Here is a 17772-nt window from a genome sequence, read left to right as displayed (position 1 = left end):
CACTAACTTCAGGAGCCGACGGCGCAATCTGCGAATTGCTGTAGAGAGTCGTCAAGGGGAAGACATGCAGCCACGGCCATTCGCAAGCGGATTTCGCGCCCTGAGAGCATGCTGGACACATCGCTTTTCTTTCGCATCTGCAATGGCGTGGAATCGACACCTGAGTTTGCTCTTGCACTGTTCATTGGATGGTCGCTAAGTCATGTTACCACGGCGGGCGTTTGTGGCGAACGAGCGACCTCGCCCAATTAGAATTCGACTATCGAGGGCAGTTCAATGACGGCACAACTTTCTCTTCCCCGCGATCGGATTTCCGTACTTCTGTTGGAAGGGATCAGCCAGAGTGCGGTGGACTACTTTTCAGCATCCGGCTACGTGAATCTCATTCATTTGCCGAAGGCTTTGGATGACAAGGATCTCAAGGCGCACATAGCCGAGGCTCACATCGTCGGAATTCGCTCGCGCACGCAACTGACCGAGGAGATTTTCAGCTCCGCCAAGAAGCTCATGGCCGTCGGCTGTTTTTCCGTGGGCACAAATCAAGTCGATCTGGATGCTGCCCGCCGACGTGGGATTCCGGTGTTCAACGCCCCCTATTCGAACACGCGCTCGGTCGCAGAGCTTGTGATCGGTGAAATTATCATGCTGACCAGGCGGATTCTCCCGCGCTCGGCATCGGCACACGAAGGTGGCTGGGACAAATCTGCGGAAGGCAGCCGTGAGCTCCGCGGGAAAACGCTGGGCATCGTTGGATACGGCAACATCGGCATGCAGCTCAGCGTTCTTGCTGAAAGCATGGGCATGATCGTCCGCTACTTCGATCTTTCCGACAAGCTTCGCCAGGGCAACTCGGAATCAATGGCCTCGCTCGGCGAGCTGCTGGAAATCTCCGATTTCGTGACGATGCATGTTCCGGAAACCAGCTCGACGCAAAACATGATAACTGAAGCAGAGCTGCGCAAAATGAAAAAGGGAGCCTTTTTCATCAATAATTCCCGCGGCACCGTGGTGGATCTCGAAGCGCTCGCGAAAGTTTTGAAAGAAGGACATCTTGCAGGCGCTGCCGTCGACGTATTCCCGAAGGAGCCGGCATCAAACAAGGAGCGCTTCGAAACGCCGCTGCAAGGTTTGAGTAATGTCATTCTCACTCCGCATATCGGCGGATCGACCGAAGAAGCCCAGGAGCGCATTGGAAGGGAAGTCGCCAGAAAGCTTGTGGAATATTCCGATGTCGGCTCGACGCTGGGCGCGGTCAATTTCCCGCAAGTTCAACTGCCGCCACGTCCAAACGGCACTCGCTTCATCCATGTTCACGAAAATCGCCCAGGCATCCTGAACAGCCTCAATACAGTCATTTCGTCCCGTGGACTGAATATCGTCGGCGAGTTCCTGCAGACGCACGGCGAAACCGGCTACGTGGTTATCGAAGTCGAAGGCGTTGGCCAAACGGCAAACGATATCCTTGATGCGCTCCGCCAGATCCCGGGAACAATAAGGGCTCGGCTGGTCTACTGACACCGGTTGCAGGCAGGCGATGCCGCCCATCGACAGACGCCAATCGGCCGGTACCGTTTCCAGTACCGGCCAATCTGCAGCCTTCTTATAAGCCCCCAATAAGAAGGTCCGTCACGCTCTGGTTCTCCCCAATCGGTTTGCCGCTTCCGCTCTCTGAATGTAGGCGCGCCAGCCGCCGTATTCCGTGATGTCGGCCGCTTCGCCAAGGGCAATGGGTTCAGCCAGGAAGCCCTTCGCCGAGGTTCCATCATCGAGAACGATCGTGCCGATGCCGAGCGGCGCCGGGATAGCGGCGACAAACTGACCGAATGCCGCTGGCGTCAATTGCCAGATTTCGACGTCGATGCCGGAGCCATGGCCCTCTTCGACACGAACAAGGCCGGGCTTGGGCGGCACCTGGCTGGCAAGAGCATAGAGCCGGTAGGAGGACGACGTGCGCGCTGCTCGCAAGAAGCGGGCTTCGACGTCGCGAAGCTGACCATTCAGCGGCATGCCCGAGAGATGCGCGCCGACGACGACGAGATCGATCATGCCGCTGGACGCTACCGGGGAGACTGCTTGCGAAGTCGGCAGACCATGGCCGGTTGCGCCGAGCGTCAGCCCGCGTGCCGCATGAATGTCGCGAGCAAGCGAGGCGGTCAGGCCATCGCGGCCGGCTGGAGCGAGCAGGGTGACGCTCGCCGGCAGACCGTCGATGCGCGTCCCCGTCGGCACCGCGATGCCGCACATGTCGAGGAGATTGACGAAATTCGTATAGGTGCCGAGGCGCGAATTCTCGCGGATCGGTTCGGCCTCCAGCTCGGCGCGCGTATAGTGGCGCGGTGCTGTCGGGACGCAGAAGAGATCGACGGAGGCAATTGCGGGCGCAAGCTTGCGTTTCAAGGCCTGCAGTGCATAAAAGCCGTTGAAGGCATCAGCGGCCGACAGCGTCTTCGCGGCGCCGTAGATTTTGCGCGTCACCGGATGGAAGCTGCCTTCCCTGGCGTCGAAGAATTCTTTGACCGCGGCATAGCGCTCAGCGACCCAGGCGCCCTCATAGAGGAGGTCCGCAACCCTAAAGAAATCGGCGAATGGCACCTCGACCAGCCGGTGGCCGAGGCCGGACAGCGTCGCAAGTGCAGCCTCATACGCCGCCTCCATGGCGCCGTCGCCGAAGAAGCGCCGATCCGTTTTAACGGGAACGCCGATCGTCAGCACTGGCGGCGCGGCACCGAAACCAACCGCGGGGACCGAGCGGGAATAGGCATCGCTGGGGTCGGGCTTTGCTGCCACGGAAAAGACCTTCCAGGCATCGTCCACCGTCAGCGCAAAGACCGAGACGCAATCCAGCGTCCGGCAGGCGGGGATCACACCCGTCGTCGAAAGCGCGCCGACGGAAGGCTTCAGCCCGACGATATTGTTGAGCCCAGCCGGGATACGTCCCGAACCCGCCGTGTCCGTGCCAAGCGCGAAGCTGACGATCCCCTGCGCAGTGGCGACCGCCGAACCGGAAGAAGAGCCGCCCGGCACGAGATCGGGATCAATCGCGTTGCGCGGGATCGGATAAGGCGAGCGCACACCGACGAGGCCGGTGGCGAACTGGTCGAGATTGGTCTTGCCGATGACGAGCGCGCCCGCCTCCTTCAGCAGCTTGACAACCGTCGCGTCGGCCTCGGGCATGTGGCTATAGTCCGGGCAGGCAGCCGTCGTCGGCATGCCCGCGACGTCGATATTGTCCTTGACCGCGAAGGGTACGCCCCAGAGCGGTCTGGTCGCGGGGTCGAAGGGGCCGAGGGCTTCGGCCTGCGCCAGCAGACCCTTGATGTCGGCCAGGTGGATGAAAATGCCGGGATCGTTCACCTCGGCGATGCGCGCAAATACGGCTTCGATCATACCACCGGCGGTCAGGCCGTCGGCATAGGCCGCGTGCAGGGAGGCGATATCGAAAGCTGGTCCCGCTCTCATGCTGTTTCCTCTTTCAGTATTTTGACGGGCCGGTCCCATTGGATCAGCACGACGCAGCCGGTGTCGCTCCAGACCGAATGTTCGGTGCCTGGCGCGTTGACCACATAGCTGCCCTTGCCGTAATCGCCGGCCTCATCGGATTGGGTGCCCTCCAGCACCAGAATGGTTTCGAGCCCTTCGTGTCGATGACGGGGCACGGAGGCGCCCGACTCGTATTTCAGAAGCGCCACGCCCGGCTGATCGTCTTCGAAAGGCCGGATCCAGTGGATGGTGACATCGGGGCGGAAGGGCCCGAATTCCAGCTCCCTCCAGCCGCCTGATGTCAGGAGTTCGCGGGTGGTCTCAGGCATGGATCGCCTCCAATATATCGTCCACATGCGCCGTCCAGCCGACGATCGCGCCCTGGGCGCGGATCATGGCGATGGCGGCAGCCTTGAATTCGGGGAAATAGCTCTCGGTCGCCTCTTCGGCGAGCAGGCATTCATAGCCTCGGTCGTTCGCCTCGCGCATGGTCGTCTGGACGCAGACTTCCGTCGTGACACCGGCAAAGACGAGCTGGGTGATGGTGCGCCGTTTCAGGATGTCGTCGAGATCAGTGGCGTAGAAGGCCCCTTTCCCCGGCTTTTCGATCACAACCTCACCGTCGATGGGCGCCAGTTGGGGAAGGATCGCCGTGCCCGGCTCGCCGGCAATGAGGATACGCCCCATCGGTCCCTCGTCACCGATCCTCAGCAAGGGATTGCCGCGGTCGCGCTTGGCAGGTGGCAGGTCGGAAAGATCCGGCCTATGGCATTCCATCGTGTGGATCACCGGCAGTCCCGCCTTGCGGAAGCCTTGGATCAGCCGCTTCACATCGGGCACGATTTTCGTGATGCGGCTGACATCGTTGCCAAGGCTTTCGCCGAAGCCGCCGGGCTCGGCGAAATCGCGCTGCATGTCGATGACGATTAGGGCCAGCTGCTTGGGCCTTGCCGGAAAAGCGAAAGGTTCTGCCTTGATATCGACCATCAGTGATGTCCTGCCATGTGCGCGCCGATGACGCCGATATCGGCCGAGAGCGCCGGCGTCTCGTAAACCAGCTTGCCCTCTGAGATAACCATGATGCGATCGGACATTTCCAGCAATTCGTCGAGGTCCTCCGAGAGCAGCAGCACGGCGGCGCCAGCATTGCGGGCGCGCATGATGCGGGCGCGGATTTCGGCGACCGCGGAGAAGTCGAGGCCGAAGCACGGGTTCGAGATGATCAGGAGATCGACCTGACCCGTCAGCTCGCGTGCCAGCACGGCGCGCTGGACGTTGCCGCCCGAAAGCGCCGCGATAGGCGAGGAGGACGAGGCGGTCCTCACCTTGAAATCGGCAATCAATTCGGCGGCTCGCTTCTTCATCTTGGTCGCGCTCAGCCAGATCGCCCGGCTGCCATCGGCCTTGAGGTCGAAGGTGCGGAAGGCGAGGTTCTCGCTGACCGTCATCTTCGGTGCGCAGGCATTCTGCAGCGGCTCTTCCGGGATGAAGCGGACATTGTTTCGACGCGTCTCTGGTCGCGTCGCGCCGTAGATCTCACCATTCACCATGACCCGGCCCGCGTCGGTCGGGCGTTGGCCGGCAAGGATTTCCGTCAGTTCCTTCTGGCCGTTGCCCGAGATGCCGGCAATGCCGACGATCTCTCCGGAGCGAACGGTCAGACTTTCGATCTCGATCGTCTTGAGGCCGGTGCGGTGCGGCGCCTTGACCTCTTCCACCGTCAAGACCGGCTTTGCAAGATCGGCAACGGGTACGCGGGTATCAAGCTCGGCAAGCTTGACATCGCCGATCATCATCGCCGCCATGTCCGAGGTCGAGAGCTCGCCGACCTTGCCCGCCCCGACCAGCTTGCCGCGCCGCAGGATCGAGACCGCGTCGGCGAATTTCGTCACCTCATGGAACTTGTGGCTGATCATCAGCACGGTGAGTTCGCCGCGCTCGGTCATGCCGCGCACGAGACCGAGCATCTCGTCGGCCTCGGCCGGCGTCAGCACGGAGGTCGGCTCGTCAAGCACGAGGAAGGAGCGGCCGAGATAGAGCTGTTTGACGATCTCCAGCTTCTGCTTTTCGCCTGCGGCAAGCTCGCGAACCGGCCGATCGAGTGGAATCTTGAAGGGCATGTGCTCCATGAACCCGGCGAGATCCTTGCGCTCCCTCCCCCAGTTGATGACGGAAGGCACTTCGGCGCGGCTGATGACCAGGTTTTCAGCGCCTGTCAGCGAGGGCACCAGCGTAAAATGCTGGTAGACCATGCCAAGTCCGTAGGTCGCGGCATCCTTCGGCGATGCGATCGTCACTTCGCGGCCATCGACGGAAAGCGAACCGGTGGTCGCGTGGTAGAAGCCCATGATGCATTTGACGAGCGTCGACTTGCCGGCGCCGTTTTCGCCGAGCAGGGCATGGAAGCTGCCGGCCGGAATTTTGACGGAAACCCGGTCGAGCGCGGTGAAGCTTCCGAAGCGCATCGTCATGTCGAGCGTGTCGATGCCGACGGCTTTGCCGGCTTGCGGAAGGGGTGTGTCGCGGACGATATTTCGGACCGATGGGCTCATGGCAGAGCCTCGATCAGTGCCTTGGAACTAGAGACGGAGCCGAAGACGCCGCCCTGCATCTTCACCATCTTGATGGCGGCGAGATGATTGCCGTAATCGGTCGCACCGCAGCAGTCTTCCAGGAGCAGGCATTCGAAGCCACGGTCGTTCGCCTCGCGCATGGTGGTGGAGACACAGACGTCGGTCGTGATCCCGGCCAATATGATGTTTTCTATACGCTTCTGGTTGAGGATCAGCTCGAGATCCGTGGCGCAGAACGAGCCCTTGCCCGGCTTGTCGATGATTACTTCGCCTTCGATCGGATAGAGTTCGGGAATGATGTCCCAGCCGGGTTCGCCACGCACAAGAATGCGGCCGCAGGGACCGCTGTCGCCGATGCCGGCGCCGATGCGCTGCGAGCGCCAGCGCTTGTTGGCCGGCAGATCGGCGAGATCGGGACGATGGCCCTCGCGGGTGTGGATGATGTGATAGCCCTTGGCGCGCATGGCCGAGAGCACCGCCTTGATGGGTTCGATTGGCGCCTGGACCAGCGACAGGTCGTAGCCCATGTGGTCAACGTAACCGCCCTTGCCGCAGAAATCCGTCTGCATGTCGATGATGATGAGCGCCGTGTTGTCCGGCCTCAGACCACCATCGTAAGGCCACGCATAGGGATCGGCGTCGATGTAACGTCCCTTGGTCTCGACCATCGCATCCATCGTCTTCTTCTCCTATTCGGCGGCAGGTTTGAGTGTCTCGCCGTAGCGGCGCACAGGCTTGTCGAATCCACAGGACGTGCCGTCCGTGATCTTGATCCTGTCTTCCCATGGCAGGCGGTATTGGCCCGCGATCAGATCATGCATGTATGTGTAGGGCGCATCGCCCGCACCTCCCGAGACGGCCACATAGCCACGATGGCCGAACTGGTAGATGTTGTTCTCCACGCCCCAGCCGAGCCGCGCCTCGCGCACCAGATCGGGACGCACTTCCGCTGTGATGATCTCGTTGACTCGGCCAGATGTGCCGTGGGCGATGATCGAACCATCGAAATTGCAGATCATGCCTTCGCCCATGGAATCGAAGGTGCCGTCCGAGCCGCACATGCACACGCTCGCTGTCACCATCAGGTTGCAGAAGGCATTGGACTGGTTGGTGAATTTCCAGCTGTCGCGGATCGGCGCCGTGTAGCCGGCCGTGCGGATCATGATCTCGGCGCCCTTATAGGCGCATTCGCGCGCCATCTCGGGAAACATGCCGTCGTGGCAGATGATCAGCGCCAGCTTGGCGCCCTTCGGGCCGTCGATGACGGGAATGCCGAGATTTCCGGGCTCCCAGGGCTCGACCGGCACCCAGGGGTGCATCTTGCGATAATAGAGCTTCAATTCACCATTGTCGTCGATGACGATGCCGGAATTGTAAGGCATGCCGCTGGGATTCCGCTCCATGATGGAGAAGCAGCCCCAGATCGCATTCTCGCGGCAGGCTTTCTTGAAGGCGGCGACTTCGGGTCCGTCCAGCGCGCACATGATGTCGGGATTGATATCCATCGACAGGCCGTGAAGCGCGTATTCGGGGAAGACGACCAGATCCATGCCGGGCTGATTGCGCCGCGCCTTGCCCACGAGATCGACGATCACCTGCGTCTGCCGGGCAAGGTCTTCTCTGGTAACGGTCACAGGAAGCTGCAGCTGGACGAGACCTATGCCGACACCGTGTTCCGATTTGTTCAAACCGCCGAGGCCGTTCATGGCTTGGCTCCTTTCATGCTCATTTCGTAAGGGACAGCGCGCCGGGGGCCCCGGCAAGCGAACGGGTCGGCGAAGATGTGGCGATGAGGATGATCAGCGTGAGGACATAGGGCGCTGCGTAGAAGAGATAGTAACCCTCGGTGACCCCGACGGACTGTAGCGCCGGCCCGAGAGCGCCCGCGCCGCCGAAAAGAAGCGCCGCCAGAAAACATCCGATCGGGTTCCACCGGGCGAAGATGACGAGCGCCACCGCCATCAAGCCCTGGCCGGACGAGATGCGCTCGTTCCAGGAGCCTGGATAGTAGAGCGACAGATAAGCACCGCCCACGGCCGCGAGCGATCCGCCAACGGCGGTTGCGATCAGCCGGACGCGGTCGGGATGGATACCCATGGCACGGGCGGCATCGGTGCTGTCGCCGACGACCCTGAGGACGAGGCCGATCCTCGTGTTCCTAAACGCCCACCAGAGCAGCACCGCCAGCGCGATACCGATCAGGAAGAGCGCGTTGACATCAAGCGCCGCAGGCACCGGCGCCAATGTCGACCAGAAACCGAAGGGGATCGAGGGCAGGTGCGGCGCGGGTGGCTGGATGAAGGGCTTGCCGAGAAAGAACGCAAGGCCGAGACCGAACTGCATCATGGCGATACCGATCGCGATATCATTGATCTTCGGCCACTTGCAGATCCACCCGTGGATGCTGCCGAATACGGCACCGGTTGCCATTGCCGCGAGGACGCCGAGCCAGGGAGAACCGCTCATGACGTCGACGGCGTAGGCGGTCATGGCGCCGAAGACCAGCGTGCCCTCGAGGCCGAGATTGATACGGCCGGAGCGTTCGGTGATGGTTTCCCCGAGGCTCACGAAGATGAAGGGCGTCGAGACACGGATCGCTCCGGCAAGGATCGCGAGCGGGACACCCCAGACGCCGATGGCAGTATCTTCCATCATGCCTTCCCCTTGTTGAAGCCTCTGATGTTCCAGAGATCGGGCCAGAGATCGGGCCAGCGATCGGGATTGAAGATCCTGAACCGGCCATAGAAGGTCTCGCAGAACAGGATCACGATGAAGAGCGTGCCCTGGAGGACGAGAACGGTGGCGTCCGGCAGGCCCATGCGCCGCTGGATCAGGCCGCCGGCGGCATCGATGCCGCCGAGAAAGAAGGCGACGGGAATGATCGCCAGCGGATTATGCCGGGCGAGGAAGGCGACGAGGATGCCGGTATAGCCGTAGCCGGCTGCAAGGGAAGCGTTGGCGCTGCCCTGGACGGCGGCGACTTCCACCATGCCGGCAAGACCGGCGAAGCCGCCGGCAATCGCCGTCAGTCCCCCGATCAGCTTGCCGACAGGCAGGCCCTGGATCTGGGCGGCACGCACATTCCCGCCGGCAATGCGCGCGGCAAAGCCGAAGCTCGTCATTTCGATCAGCACCCAGGAAAGAATGCAGGCAACGATGCCGATCACGAGGCCCCAATGCACGTCCATGCCCGGAATATTGCCCAGCATGTAGTCGTGCGGCAGCGGCTTGGTGGAAGGCTTGTTGAGGCTCTCGGGATCGCGCAGCGGCCCCTCGACGAACTGGTTCATCAGGGCGATGGCGATATAGGCGAGCAGCAGCGAGGAAATGGTCTCGTTGACGCCGCGATAATGGCGCAGCAGGCCCGCCAGGCTGATCCAGATGCCACCGACGACGAAGGCGGCGGCGGCCATCAGGATCAGGACGACAACGACCGGCGCCGTGCCGACGAGCGGCAGGGCGATCGCCGCTGCCGCGACACCGCCGAGAACAACCGCGCCTTCGCCACCGATGATGACGAGCCCGAGACGTGCCGGCAGCGCGACGCAGAGCGCGGTCAGAAGCAGCGGCGAGGCCCGGCTCAGGCTGTTCTGGATGGAAAACCAGCTGCCGAAGCCGCCGGTATACATCAGCTGGTAGAGCACGGCCGGCGATCTGCCGAGCGCAAGGATGAAAAGGGAGAAGAGCGCCAGGCCGGTCAGAATGCCGCCGAGCGTGATGACCACCGGCTCGGTTCGCCGCGCCAGCCATTCCAGCAGCGGGCGCAGCGATGCCTGCCTGGTGGCAGCAAGCGAAATTGTCTGATCGTCGACCTTGACCGTCATGACGCTTCCCTCCCTTGGGATCAGGCTGTGGATCCCACGACGCCCTCGACGAGATAATCCATGCTCTCCAGCTCAATTGCGTCTTCGGCATAGGCCTTGCCGCTGTCGACCACCTGCTTGCCCTTGTTGTCCTTCAGCGGACCCTTGAAGACGGAGAAGCCGCCGGCCATCATCTCGGCCTTGGTCGCCTCGAATTTCTTGCGGCCTTCGTCCGACATGCCCGGGCCAAGGGCGCTCATCTTGACGAAGCCGTCCTTCAGGCCGCCGCGGACGAAGTTCGGCAGGGTTTGCCCCGCCTGAGCCTGCTTGATGAAATTGCTATAGACATTCCCCCAGGCCCACTCGGCGCCGGTCAGGTATTTTCCAGGCGCGAGCGGGCTCTGGTTTGCGTGGTAGCCGCAGACGAATGCGCCGCGACCGGCCGCCGTCTGGACAACCACCTTCGGGCTATCGACATGGCAGGTGATGACGTCAGCACCCTGGTCGACGAGTGCGTTGGTGGCTTCCGCTTCTTTGACCGCCAACGACCATTCGCCCGTGAAGATGACCTGGCAGGTGATGCCCGGATCGACCGAGCGCGCGCCGAGCAGGAAGGCGTTGATGTTCTGCAGCACCTGCGGAATGGGCTTGGCGGCGACGAAGCCGATCTTCTTGCTCTTCGTCGCATAGCCGGCCGTAACGCCGTTCAGATACTGACCCTGGAAGATATAGCCGAAGTAGGACCCGGTATTCGTCGGGTGCTTGTCCTTCTGCCACAGGCCGCCGCAATGACGGAACTGGATGTTCGGATATTTGGCCGCCATCGCCAGCATATGTGGATCGAAATAGCCGAAGGAGGTCGGGAAAATCAGCGAAGCCCCGTCGAGATTGATCATCGATTCCATCGTCTTCTGGACGTCGACCGTCTCCGGCACGTTCTCTTCCTCGACGACCGTAACACCCGGCATCGCCTTGACGACGGCAGCACCTTCGGCATGTGACTGGTTGTAGCCATAGTCGTCCTTGGGACCGACATAGATGAAGCCGACGGTCAGCGCCGTCTCTGCGGCGGCGCGGGAAGCAAGCAGGCCGGGAACCAGACCGGCGAGCGCGCCGGCGGCTGAAGTCTGCAGAAAGTTGCGGCGGTTCATGGAAAGGAGTTTGGTCATCGCGATGCTCCCTTGCGGCGCGGGGCCGGTTAAATTGGTACAAGAAAGTGTATGCAACAGCCGTGCCAAATTTTAACCAATTGAAAATACGTGATTATATTTTCTGCCCTTGGCGACATGTAAAAAGTGTATGCAGATTTCGCATGCCGAAAGGTCAAAAATTAATCACTGATTAAAAACGCGCCGGCATAGCGATTGCGGCGAAAGGGAAGCTTCTCACAGACCTGGTTTTCTGTGAGTTTTCGAGCGATTTCCGCCAAATTTGACTTTCCGGCTCTCACAATACATCTGTATGCACTCAGGCAACACGCAGATTGAGTCCGTGAAACAAGTCAGGCGCAAGGAAATCATCCGGGCAGGAACGACCGTCGAGCAGATGGTGCGGGCGATTGCCGATATGATCGTCACCGGCGTCATGTCACCTGGGGACAAGCTCGATGAAACATCGCTTGCCGTGCGCTTCGACGTATCGCGCACGCCCGTGCGCGAGGCTCTGAGGCAGCTCTGCGCTATGGGGCTCGTCGGCCGCGAGCCCAACCGCAGCGCCGTCGTCACCAATGTCAGCGAGCGTTATCTTCATTCGATGTTCGAAGCGATGGCGGAACTCGAGGCGATCTGCGCCCGGCTTTCGGCCCAGCGTATGGCGATCGATGAGCGACACGCGCTGGAGGCGGCACACCGCGCCTCGATGCAACTCGTTCGCCGCGGTGCCGAAGAAGACTATGCGGCCCACAATACGGATTTTCACACGCGGCTTTACCGCGGTGCCCACAACGATCACGTCTATGACCTGGTGACCCAGACGCGGGCGCGTCTGGCACCCTTCCGCCGCGCGCAGTTCCGCCTTCCGGGACGCCTTGCCAAATCCTATGAAGAGCACGACGTCATCGTGACGGCGATCATGCGTGCCGATGCAATCGGCGCCGGCCAAGCCGCCTATTCGCATGTCTCGATCGTCAGCGATGCCAGCACGGTCTTTGCATCGGTGAAAGACGAAGGCTGAAGCCGGCTGCACTCACAGACCTAGCTCCAATGTCGTCAATGTTCGCTGCGAGCTTGGCTCGCTCGCTGCGCTGACTGATCCGAAAAGCGAACTAGCCGCGGATAAACCGCTCGAAGACGGCTCTCAATGCGGTGATCGTGTCCAAGTTACCAAATTCCCTTCGCGAGGCGTTCAGATGGGTCGCCGGGTCAGGAGATCTTGCGTAGCAGCTCGGCGAGCATGGCGCGCTCGGCGGATGACAGTGTTGACAGGGTCTCTTCCGAGATGTCGTTCGCGACAGGCAGGTTGCGGGCGACCGCGGCCTCGCCTTCCTCGGTAAGGGTCAGGACGAGCCGTCTCGCGTCGGTCGTATCCGGCGCGGTACGGACCAGGTTGCGCTTTGCCAGCCGGTCTACCACGCCCTTGATGGTCGCGACGTCCATCGCCGTTTCGCGCCCAAGATTGACCTGCGAACAGGGCTGGAGGTCGCGCAGTTTGACCAGCGCCGCCCATTGCGTCGTCGTCAGCTTCTCGTTCATTCGGCTGGTAAAGATCGCCACGTGCCGCTGGTTTGCCTGTCGCAGAAGATATCCAATCTGTTCGGCAAGCGTATAGGCCCCGGCCGCCTTGTCACTATGGCGCGGCTGACTCGGCACCTCCTGATCCCCGTTCTGCATGACCTATCCTTTGGTGAGAGTGCCGCGAGCCGGAGCCGCGTCCACTGCGCTCAAGATCTCCTCGGTCGAAAGCAGCAAGATTTGTTCGGGCATGCGCGGTGCAAGCTGGTCGATGACCGCGCGATGGGCCGCGCCATCGCTGCTTGCCACCGCATCCGTCGCAATCACCACGAGGTAGCCGAGGTCGATGGCCTGGAGAACGCTGGAATAGACGCAGACGTCGGTTTCCGCTCCTGAGACGATGATGGTCCGAACACCGTTCTTCTGCAGCCGCGAATGAAGGGTCTCGTTGGAGAAGATCGAGTAACCCGGTTTGTCGAATATCTGTTCGGCCGGCGCGATCGCCCGCAGCGGCCCCATCAGGTCGTGAAGGGCTGGATCGTGATGATCGCCGGTCAGCATGGACCAACGCTCGTAGTAGGGCTTCCAGCATCCGGACGCGTTGTCCACTGAGGCAGGCACGATAAACCGCGCAAATAGCGTCTCGGACGGCATGCGCCGGCTGAGCGCAATGACGTTTTCGAGAATGTCGCGCATTGCAGGCGCGTGCCATGCGGTCTCTTCGGCGAAGAGCCGCTGCATGTCGATGACCACGTGACAGTAGCCATCAAAGATGGTCTCGATCTTCATTCTATTCGACCAACGCGACGGTGTGCTCGGGCATCCACGATAGCGTGACGTTTTCGCCTTCGCGCAAAAGGCTGCCGTCGCGATTCTGCGAGAACAGCTTCAGTTCGCGTCCCTGATTGGTCACCAGATGATAGGAGAGCACTGGCCCTGCATAGATCACCGTCTTGATCTGCGCCGAGATCCGGTTCTTGCCTTCGCCTGACGGCGACATCTTCTCGGGCCGGATGGCGAGCGTCACCTTTGTTCCTGCCGACGGCAGTGTGCCTGAAACGTCGACCATGCCGCCATCTTCGAGACGGACACCGCCATTCTCCACGGTGCCGGGCAGGAAGTTCGAGTCACCGAGAAACTCCGCCGCAAATCGCGTTCGCGGTCGCTCGTAGACGTTTGCCGGCTCGCCGATCTGGACGATCTTGCCCTTGTCGAGGATCGCCACCTTGTCGGACAGCGTCAGCGCCTCTTCCTGGTCATGCGTGACGAAAATCGTCGTCAGCCCGCTTTCGCGCTGGATGCGCAAGAGCTCGACCTGCATTTCCTGGCGCAGCCTCCGATCGAGCGCCGAAAGCGGCTCGTCGAGCAGCAGGACACTCGGCTTGATGACGATAGCGCGGGCTAGCGCGACGCGCTGTTGCTGGCCACCCGACAGCTGCTTCGGCAAGCGGTCGCCGAAGCCCGGCAGCCGTACCATTTCGAGCGCGCGCTCGACTTCCTTGCGGGCGACCTCGCCCCGGATGCCGCGACGTTCCAGTCCGAAAGAGACGTTCTGCGCAATCGTCATATGCGGGAAAAGCGCGTAGGACTGGAACATCATTCCAATGTTGCGGTGCCAGACGGGAACGTTGGTGACATCCCGTTCGCCGATCGTCACCCTGCCCTGATCGGCGGTAATGAAGCCTGCAATAATACGCAGGAGCGTCGTCTTGCCCGAGCCGGAAGGGCCAAGCAGACTGGTGAAAGAGCCTTCAGCGAATTCCGTCGAAATATCGGACAGGACAGGCACCGAGCCGTAGCTCTTGGCAACCGACTTTACGTTAACGTGGGTCACGATTTTCTCCGGGTTTTGCGAAGCGGGCGAAGATGAGAATTGCGGCCATGGAGCCGAGTAGAAGGATGGTGGAGATCGCATTGATCTCGGGCGTGAAACCCTTGCGGATCGCCGAATAGATCTGCACCGGCAACGTCGTGTAACCCGGCGTCGCCAGGAAGTAGGAAATCACGAACTGGTCAAGCGAGACGGCAAACGCAAACAGGGCGGCGCCCAAAATGCTTGGAAAGAGCAGCGGCAGCGTTACCGAATAGAAGGCATGGATCGGCGTCGACCCAAGGCTCATCGCCGCTTCCTCAAGATCTGCGCGGATCGTCTTGAACCCGGTGCCAACCACGATGACGACATAAGGAATGGCGAGTGCAACGTGGCCTATGATCAGTGCGTGCATGCCGCGGCCTATTCCACTCCAGTAGAAGAAGATCAGCATCGCCGTCCCGGTGATCAGCCAAGGAATGGCGATCGGTGGCAGGAGCAGCAGCTGCAGCAGGCTGCGTCCGCGGAAGCTGCGGCGGGACAGCGCCACGGAGGCTACGGTTCCGAGCGTCGTCGCAACCACACCGGTGATCACGGCGATGATGATGCTGTTCAGACCCGAGGTCAGTAGCACGGTATTGCCCATCAGGGCGACGTACCACCGGGTCGAGAAACTGAACGGCAGCTGGTAGAGCGGCGATTCATTGAAGCCCATCGCCATCATCACGATGATCGGCGTGTAGAGAAACGCCAGGATCGCAAAGAGATAGAAACGTCCGAGTGTCTTCATTCCAGCACCTATGCGACGGATCCACGCTTCAGCACTCCGGAGAACGTGGCGAAGATCGCCAGAACCACGGCCAGAAGCGTGAAGGAGAGTGAAGCTCCGAGCGGCCAGTTAAACGCCTGGGTGAACTGGTCCTCGATTACGGTTCCCATCGTCACGCCGACGCGGCCGCCAAGAATGCGAGGCTCCATGAACGAGCCGATCACGGGAACGAATGTCAGAACGGCACCGGAAATCAGGCCGGGCGCAGCCATCGGCAGGAGGATCTTGTAGAGCACGACCCACCAGCGAGCGCCGAGGCTGAATGCCGCTTCGATAATCGCGTCGTCGATGGTCGAGAGCGCGATGTAACAGGTCAGGATCATGTAGGGCAGATAGCCATGTACCAGACCAACCACGATCGCCGGCCGAGTGTAGAGGAAGCCGATCGAACCGGCCCCCGGCGCGATCAGGTGAAGGACATAGTCGAGGAACCCGCCTTCACGCAGCACCATCGTCCAGGAGAAGACGCGCACCAGTCCGTTGGTCCAGAAAGGTAGGAGGATGAGGATCAGCAGCACCTCTTTGGTCCGGCCAATCGTGGCGCGGGCAAGAGCAAGGGCCGCAAAGAAACCAAGCACGGCACAGAAAAACGTCGTCCAGAAGCCGATCAGCAGCGAGCTGATCCCGACGCCGATCAGATAAGGCTGATCGATGAAGGCGCGGTATTGCTTCAGCGTGAAGACAATCGGCTTGTTGCCCAGCGGCGTTGCCGTCATGAAGGAAAAGGCAAACATCGCCAGCAAGGGAATGAAGACGGCCAGCGTCAGCCAGCCATAGGTCGGCAAAAGCAACGCACCTGTCGTCACCCATGACGGTAGCCGCCGAGACTGCTTTCCTTCAAGCGCAACCGCCGACGGGGGTTCTTGAGCGTTAAGTGTGGCCATCCAGCCGTCCTCCGCGACCACAACGACCTTCGCGTCGCTGCAGCGGTCAAATCCAATATTGAAGTTCACTCGCCGGCCGCGTCATGCCGCAGCACGGTTTCTCGCGCCGATGCCGATAACGCGTTATCCGCTAAGCGGTCGCTTGCATGATTGTCTGAGACTGCCTCATTTGCTCACCCTCAAATTCTTCTTTCTTTGTTTTGTGTACAAATGATTTCAGCAGTCCCAGCCATTGTCAAGCGCGCTTTTTCGGCGAACGCTTAGATGCTGTTTTTCCTGCAAAATAGCCAGGGCAACGGCGCCGGCCCAGGCCCATTCATCGCAGCGGAACGTGCTGAATGTCCGAGAATATCGTTAGATCGGAAACAAGGCATCTAACCGGCGGTCAAACGGCGCTTGACAAGATAGAAAACTAGGGACAGGTTATTTGTACACGAACGTTTTTCTGCGAAGTTGCCCAGGGCCTTCGCGGCAGGAAGATCGTGAACATATTTCGTTGCGGATGTTCAGAGGATGCGGGGAGGCATCACCGCACTCGCCTGCGCAGCCGCAGACAAAATCCAAAAAACTATCGACAAGGGGTACAGAGATGAACAACTTCACCCGAAGACAAGCCCTCGGCCTGATGGGCACCGCGGCGGTTGCCGCCACAACCGGTCTGTCGCTTTCGACGCGCCCGGCGCTCGCCGCCGGCAAGATCACCGTTCTCAACTGGCAGGGCTACGGCACCGACGAAGCCTGGGCGCTGAAGGCCTTCAAGGAAAAGACCGGGATCGAAGTCGTTCACGACTACTTCAGCTCCGAGCCGGAAATGCTGACGAAGCTGCGCACCAATCCGGGCGCATACGACGTCGTGCTGATCAACAGCGCCCGCTCTCAGCAGGCCGCGGGTGACGGCCTGCTGACGCCGATCGATTTTTCGAAGATCCCGAATTCAGCCGGCCTTTCCCCGGAACTGAAGAACCATGCAAACCTGCAGCTCGAGGGCAAGACCAACGGCGTGGCGTGGGTGTGGGGCATCACCGCGCTGGCGGTTGCCGATGGCACACCGAAGCCGGACAGTTACGCCGCGCTCGGCGCTCCTGAACACAAGGGCAAGGTCGCGCTGTTCGACGACGCAGTGACCGGCGTTGCGATCGGAGCGCTGCTTTCCGGGCAGGATATCAACAATCCGACCGACCTTGCAGCAGTTGGCGAAAAGCTCAAGGCTTTCAAGCAGAACGTCAAGCTTCTGTGGTCGAGCGAAGACCAGTGGAACAAGTCCTTCGCCGCCAAGGAATTCGATCTCTCGGTCTACTGGTCAGGCGCAACGGTCCGCTCGAAGCGCAATAGCCACCTGCCCGTCGATTTCGTGGTCCCGAAGGAAGGTGGCATCGGCTGGCTCGACAGCCTCTCCATTCCCGCCTCCGCACCGAATCCGGAAGCCGCGGCAACCTTCATCAACTACATGATCGACCCGGACTTCTATGTCGAATGGGCAACCAAGATCGGCGCTCCGGCGTCGGCCAACGCCGCCGCTATGGAAAAGCTGCCGGCCGACGACCTGAACCGCCAGATCCACAAGCCCGAGTATCTGAAGACCATGGCAATTCAGTCCGCTCTTCCCGACGACCGCCGTGAAAGCTTCAACAATCTCTGGCAGGAAGTGAAGGCGTTCTACGCCAGCTAATGATACCGGCTGCCCGGTGCCTTGCGGTACCGGGCAGCTATTCAGACGCGCCCTG

At 61.1% G+C, this 17772-nt stretch carries 17 protein-coding genes; 3 read left to right on the top strand and 14 right to left on the bottom strand.

Annotated features, from left to right (window positions below; translation table 11 throughout):
- Positions 1 to 276: 276 nt before the first annotated feature.
- Complete coding sequence (gene serA / locus EV561_RS26155; protein ID WP_132526010.1) at positions 277 to 1515, top strand: phosphoglycerate dehydrogenase; 1239 nt, start codon at positions 277 to 279, stop codon at positions 1513 to 1515.
- 111 nt (positions 1516 to 1626) lie between these two features.
- Here serA and atzF read toward each other — a convergent pair whose 3' ends face one another.
- Genes atzF through EV561_RS26110 form a run of 9 tightly spaced genes read right to left on the bottom strand, consistent with a single transcriptional unit; the run spans position 1627 to position 11025 of the window.
- The gene (gene atzF, locus EV561_RS26150) at positions 1627 to 3459 is read right to left on the bottom strand and encodes an allophanate hydrolase (protein ID WP_132526008.1); all 1833 of its coding nucleotides are present in this window, start codon (positions 3457 to 3459) and stop codon (positions 1627 to 1629) included.
- On the bottom strand, positions 3456 to 3809 hold the full coding sequence (locus tag EV561_RS26145) for a cupin domain-containing protein (protein WP_132526006.1): 354 nt from the start codon (positions 3807 to 3809) through the stop codon (positions 3456 to 3458). The genes atzF and EV561_RS26145 overlap by 4 nt, the downstream gene beginning before the upstream one ends.
- On the bottom strand, positions 3802 to 4467 hold the full coding sequence (locus tag EV561_RS26140) for a cysteine hydrolase (RefSeq protein ID WP_132526004.1): 666 nt from the start codon (positions 4465 to 4467) through the stop codon (positions 3802 to 3804). Before EV561_RS26140 ends, EV561_RS26145 begins: the two co-directional genes overlap by 8 nt.
- On the bottom strand, positions 4467 to 6032 hold the full coding sequence (locus EV561_RS26135; protein WP_132526002.1) for an ABC transporter ATP-binding protein: 1566 nt from the start codon (positions 6030 to 6032) through the stop codon (positions 4467 to 4469). Before EV561_RS26135 ends, EV561_RS26140 begins: the two co-directional genes overlap by 1 nt.
- Positions 6029 to 6730: an isochorismatase family cysteine hydrolase gene (locus EV561_RS26130; RefSeq protein WP_132526001.1), complete on the bottom strand. Its 702-nt coding sequence runs from the start codon at positions 6728 to 6730 to the stop codon at positions 6029 to 6031. The genes EV561_RS26135 and EV561_RS26130 overlap by 4 nt, the downstream gene beginning before the upstream one ends.
- A gap of 12 nt (positions 6731 to 6742) precedes the next feature.
- The gene (locus tag EV561_RS26125; RefSeq protein ID WP_132525999.1) at positions 6743 to 7759 is read right to left on the bottom strand and encodes a formamidase; all 1017 of its coding nucleotides are present in this window, start codon (positions 7757 to 7759) and stop codon (positions 6743 to 6745) included.
- Positions 7760 to 7778: 19 nt separating this feature from the next.
- On the bottom strand, positions 7779 to 8705 hold the full coding sequence (locus tag EV561_RS26120) for an ABC transporter permease (RefSeq protein WP_132526186.1): 927 nt from the start codon (positions 8703 to 8705) through the stop codon (positions 7779 to 7781).
- Positions 8705 to 9877 (bottom strand): ABC transporter permease, encoded by a 1173-nt coding sequence (locus EV561_RS26115; RefSeq protein ID WP_132525997.1) that lies wholly within the window; start codon positions 9875 to 9877, stop codon positions 8705 to 8707. Before EV561_RS26115 ends, EV561_RS26120 begins: the two co-directional genes overlap by 1 nt.
- A gap of 20 nt (positions 9878 to 9897) precedes the next feature.
- Complete coding sequence (locus EV561_RS26110; protein WP_132525995.1) at positions 9898 to 11025, bottom strand: BMP family ABC transporter substrate-binding protein; 1128 nt, start codon at positions 11023 to 11025, stop codon at positions 9898 to 9900.
- A gap of 322 nt (positions 11026 to 11347) precedes the next feature.
- On the opposite strand from EV561_RS26110, the gene EV561_RS26105 reads away from it, so the two are divergent.
- On the top strand, positions 11348 to 12028 hold the full coding sequence (locus EV561_RS26105; RefSeq protein ID WP_132525993.1) for a GntR family transcriptional regulator: 681 nt from the start codon (positions 11348 to 11350) through the stop codon (positions 12026 to 12028).
- A 188-nt stretch (positions 12029 to 12216) separates the two neighbouring features.
- On the opposite strand, the gene EV561_RS26100 is transcribed toward EV561_RS26105, so the two are convergent.
- From EV561_RS26100 to EV561_RS26080, 5 genes are read right to left on the bottom strand one after another with little or no spacing between them, the layout of a single operon-like run.
- Entirely contained in the window at positions 12217 to 12684 is a 468-nt protein-coding gene (locus EV561_RS26100; protein ID WP_132525991.1) for a MarR family transcriptional regulator, read from the bottom strand.
- A 3-nt stretch (positions 12685 to 12687) separates the two neighbouring features.
- Positions 12688 to 13314, bottom strand: a complete 627-nt coding sequence (locus EV561_RS26095; protein ID WP_132525989.1) for a cysteine hydrolase — start codon at positions 13312 to 13314, stop codon at positions 12688 to 12690.
- A 1-nt stretch (position 13315) separates the two neighbouring features.
- Positions 13316 to 14359 carry an ABC transporter ATP-binding protein gene (locus tag EV561_RS26090; RefSeq protein ID WP_132525987.1) on the bottom strand — a complete coding sequence of 348 codons (1044 nt, stop codon included), beginning with the start codon at positions 14357 to 14359 and terminating at the stop codon, positions 13316 to 13318.
- Positions 14346 to 15125: an ABC transporter permease gene (locus tag EV561_RS26085; RefSeq protein WP_132525985.1), complete on the bottom strand. Its 780-nt coding sequence runs from the start codon at positions 15123 to 15125 to the stop codon at positions 14346 to 14348. Before EV561_RS26085 ends, EV561_RS26090 begins: the two co-directional genes overlap by 14 nt.
- Positions 15126 to 15133: 8 nt before the next feature.
- Positions 15134 to 16048, bottom strand: coding sequence for an ABC transporter permease (locus EV561_RS26080; protein ID WP_132525983.1), 915 nt, complete (start codon positions 16046 to 16048; stop codon positions 15134 to 15136).
- Between the two features lie 589 nt (positions 16049 to 16637).
- Between EV561_RS26080 and EV561_RS26075 the strand changes: the two genes are divergently transcribed.
- Complete coding sequence (locus EV561_RS26075; protein WP_132525981.1) at positions 16638 to 17717, top strand: extracellular solute-binding protein; 1080 nt, start codon at positions 16638 to 16640, stop codon at positions 17715 to 17717.
- Positions 17718 to 17772: the final 55 nt, after the last annotated feature.

The organism is Rhizobium sp. BK376 (genome assembly GCF_004341625.1).
Taxonomy (GTDB): Bacteria; Pseudomonadota; Alphaproteobacteria; order Rhizobiales; family Rhizobiaceae; genus Rhizobium.
This window is presented reverse-complemented; position numbering and strand designations above follow the sequence as displayed.

Coding starts and splice junctions, on each gene's coding strand:
- serA (WP_132526010.1), top strand. CDS start 277: ATGACGGCACAACTTTCTCTTCCCCGCGATCGGATTTCCGTACTTCTG.
- atzF (WP_132526008.1), bottom strand. CDS start 3,459: ATGAGAGCGGGACCAGCTTTCGATATCGCCTCCCTGCACGCGGCCTAT.
- EV561_RS26145 (WP_132526006.1), bottom strand. CDS start 3,809: ATGCCTGAGACCACCCGCGAACTCCTGACATCAGGCGGCTGGAGGGAG.
- EV561_RS26140 (WP_132526004.1), bottom strand. CDS start 4,467: ATGGTCGATATCAAGGCAGAACCTTTCGCTTTTCCGGCAAGGCCCAAG.
- EV561_RS26135 (WP_132526002.1), bottom strand. CDS start 6,032: ATGAGCCCATCGGTCCGAAATATCGTCCGCGACACACCCCTTCCGCAA.
- EV561_RS26130 (WP_132526001.1), bottom strand. CDS start 6,730: ATGGATGCGATGGTCGAGACCAAGGGACGTTACATCGACGCCGATCCC.
- EV561_RS26125 (WP_132525999.1), bottom strand. CDS start 7,759: ATGAACGGCCTCGGCGGTTTGAACAAATCGGAACACGGTGTCGGCATA.
- EV561_RS26120 (WP_132526186.1), bottom strand. CDS start 8,705: ATGGAAGATACTGCCATCGGCGTCTGGGGTGTCCCGCTCGCGATCCTT.
- EV561_RS26115 (WP_132525997.1), bottom strand. CDS start 9,877: ATGACGGTCAAGGTCGACGATCAGACAATTTCGCTTGCTGCCACCAGG.
- EV561_RS26110 (WP_132525995.1), bottom strand. CDS start 11,025: ATGACCAAACTCCTTTCCATGAACCGCCGCAACTTTCTGCAGACTTCA.
- EV561_RS26100 (WP_132525991.1), bottom strand. CDS start 12,684: ATGCAGAACGGGGATCAGGAGGTGCCGAGTCAGCCGCGCCATAGTGAC.
- EV561_RS26095 (WP_132525989.1), bottom strand. CDS start 13,314: ATGAAGATCGAGACCATCTTTGATGGCTACTGTCACGTGGTCATCGAC.
- EV561_RS26085 (WP_132525985.1), bottom strand. CDS start 15,125: ATGAAGACACTCGGACGTTTCTATCTCTTTGCGATCCTGGCGTTTCTC.
- EV561_RS26080 (WP_132525983.1), bottom strand. CDS start 16,048: ATGGCCACACTTAACGCTCAAGAACCCCCGTCGGCGGTTGCGCTTGAA.
- EV561_RS26075 (WP_132525981.1), top strand. CDS start 16,638: ATGAACAACTTCACCCGAAGACAAGCCCTCGGCCTGATGGGCACCGCG.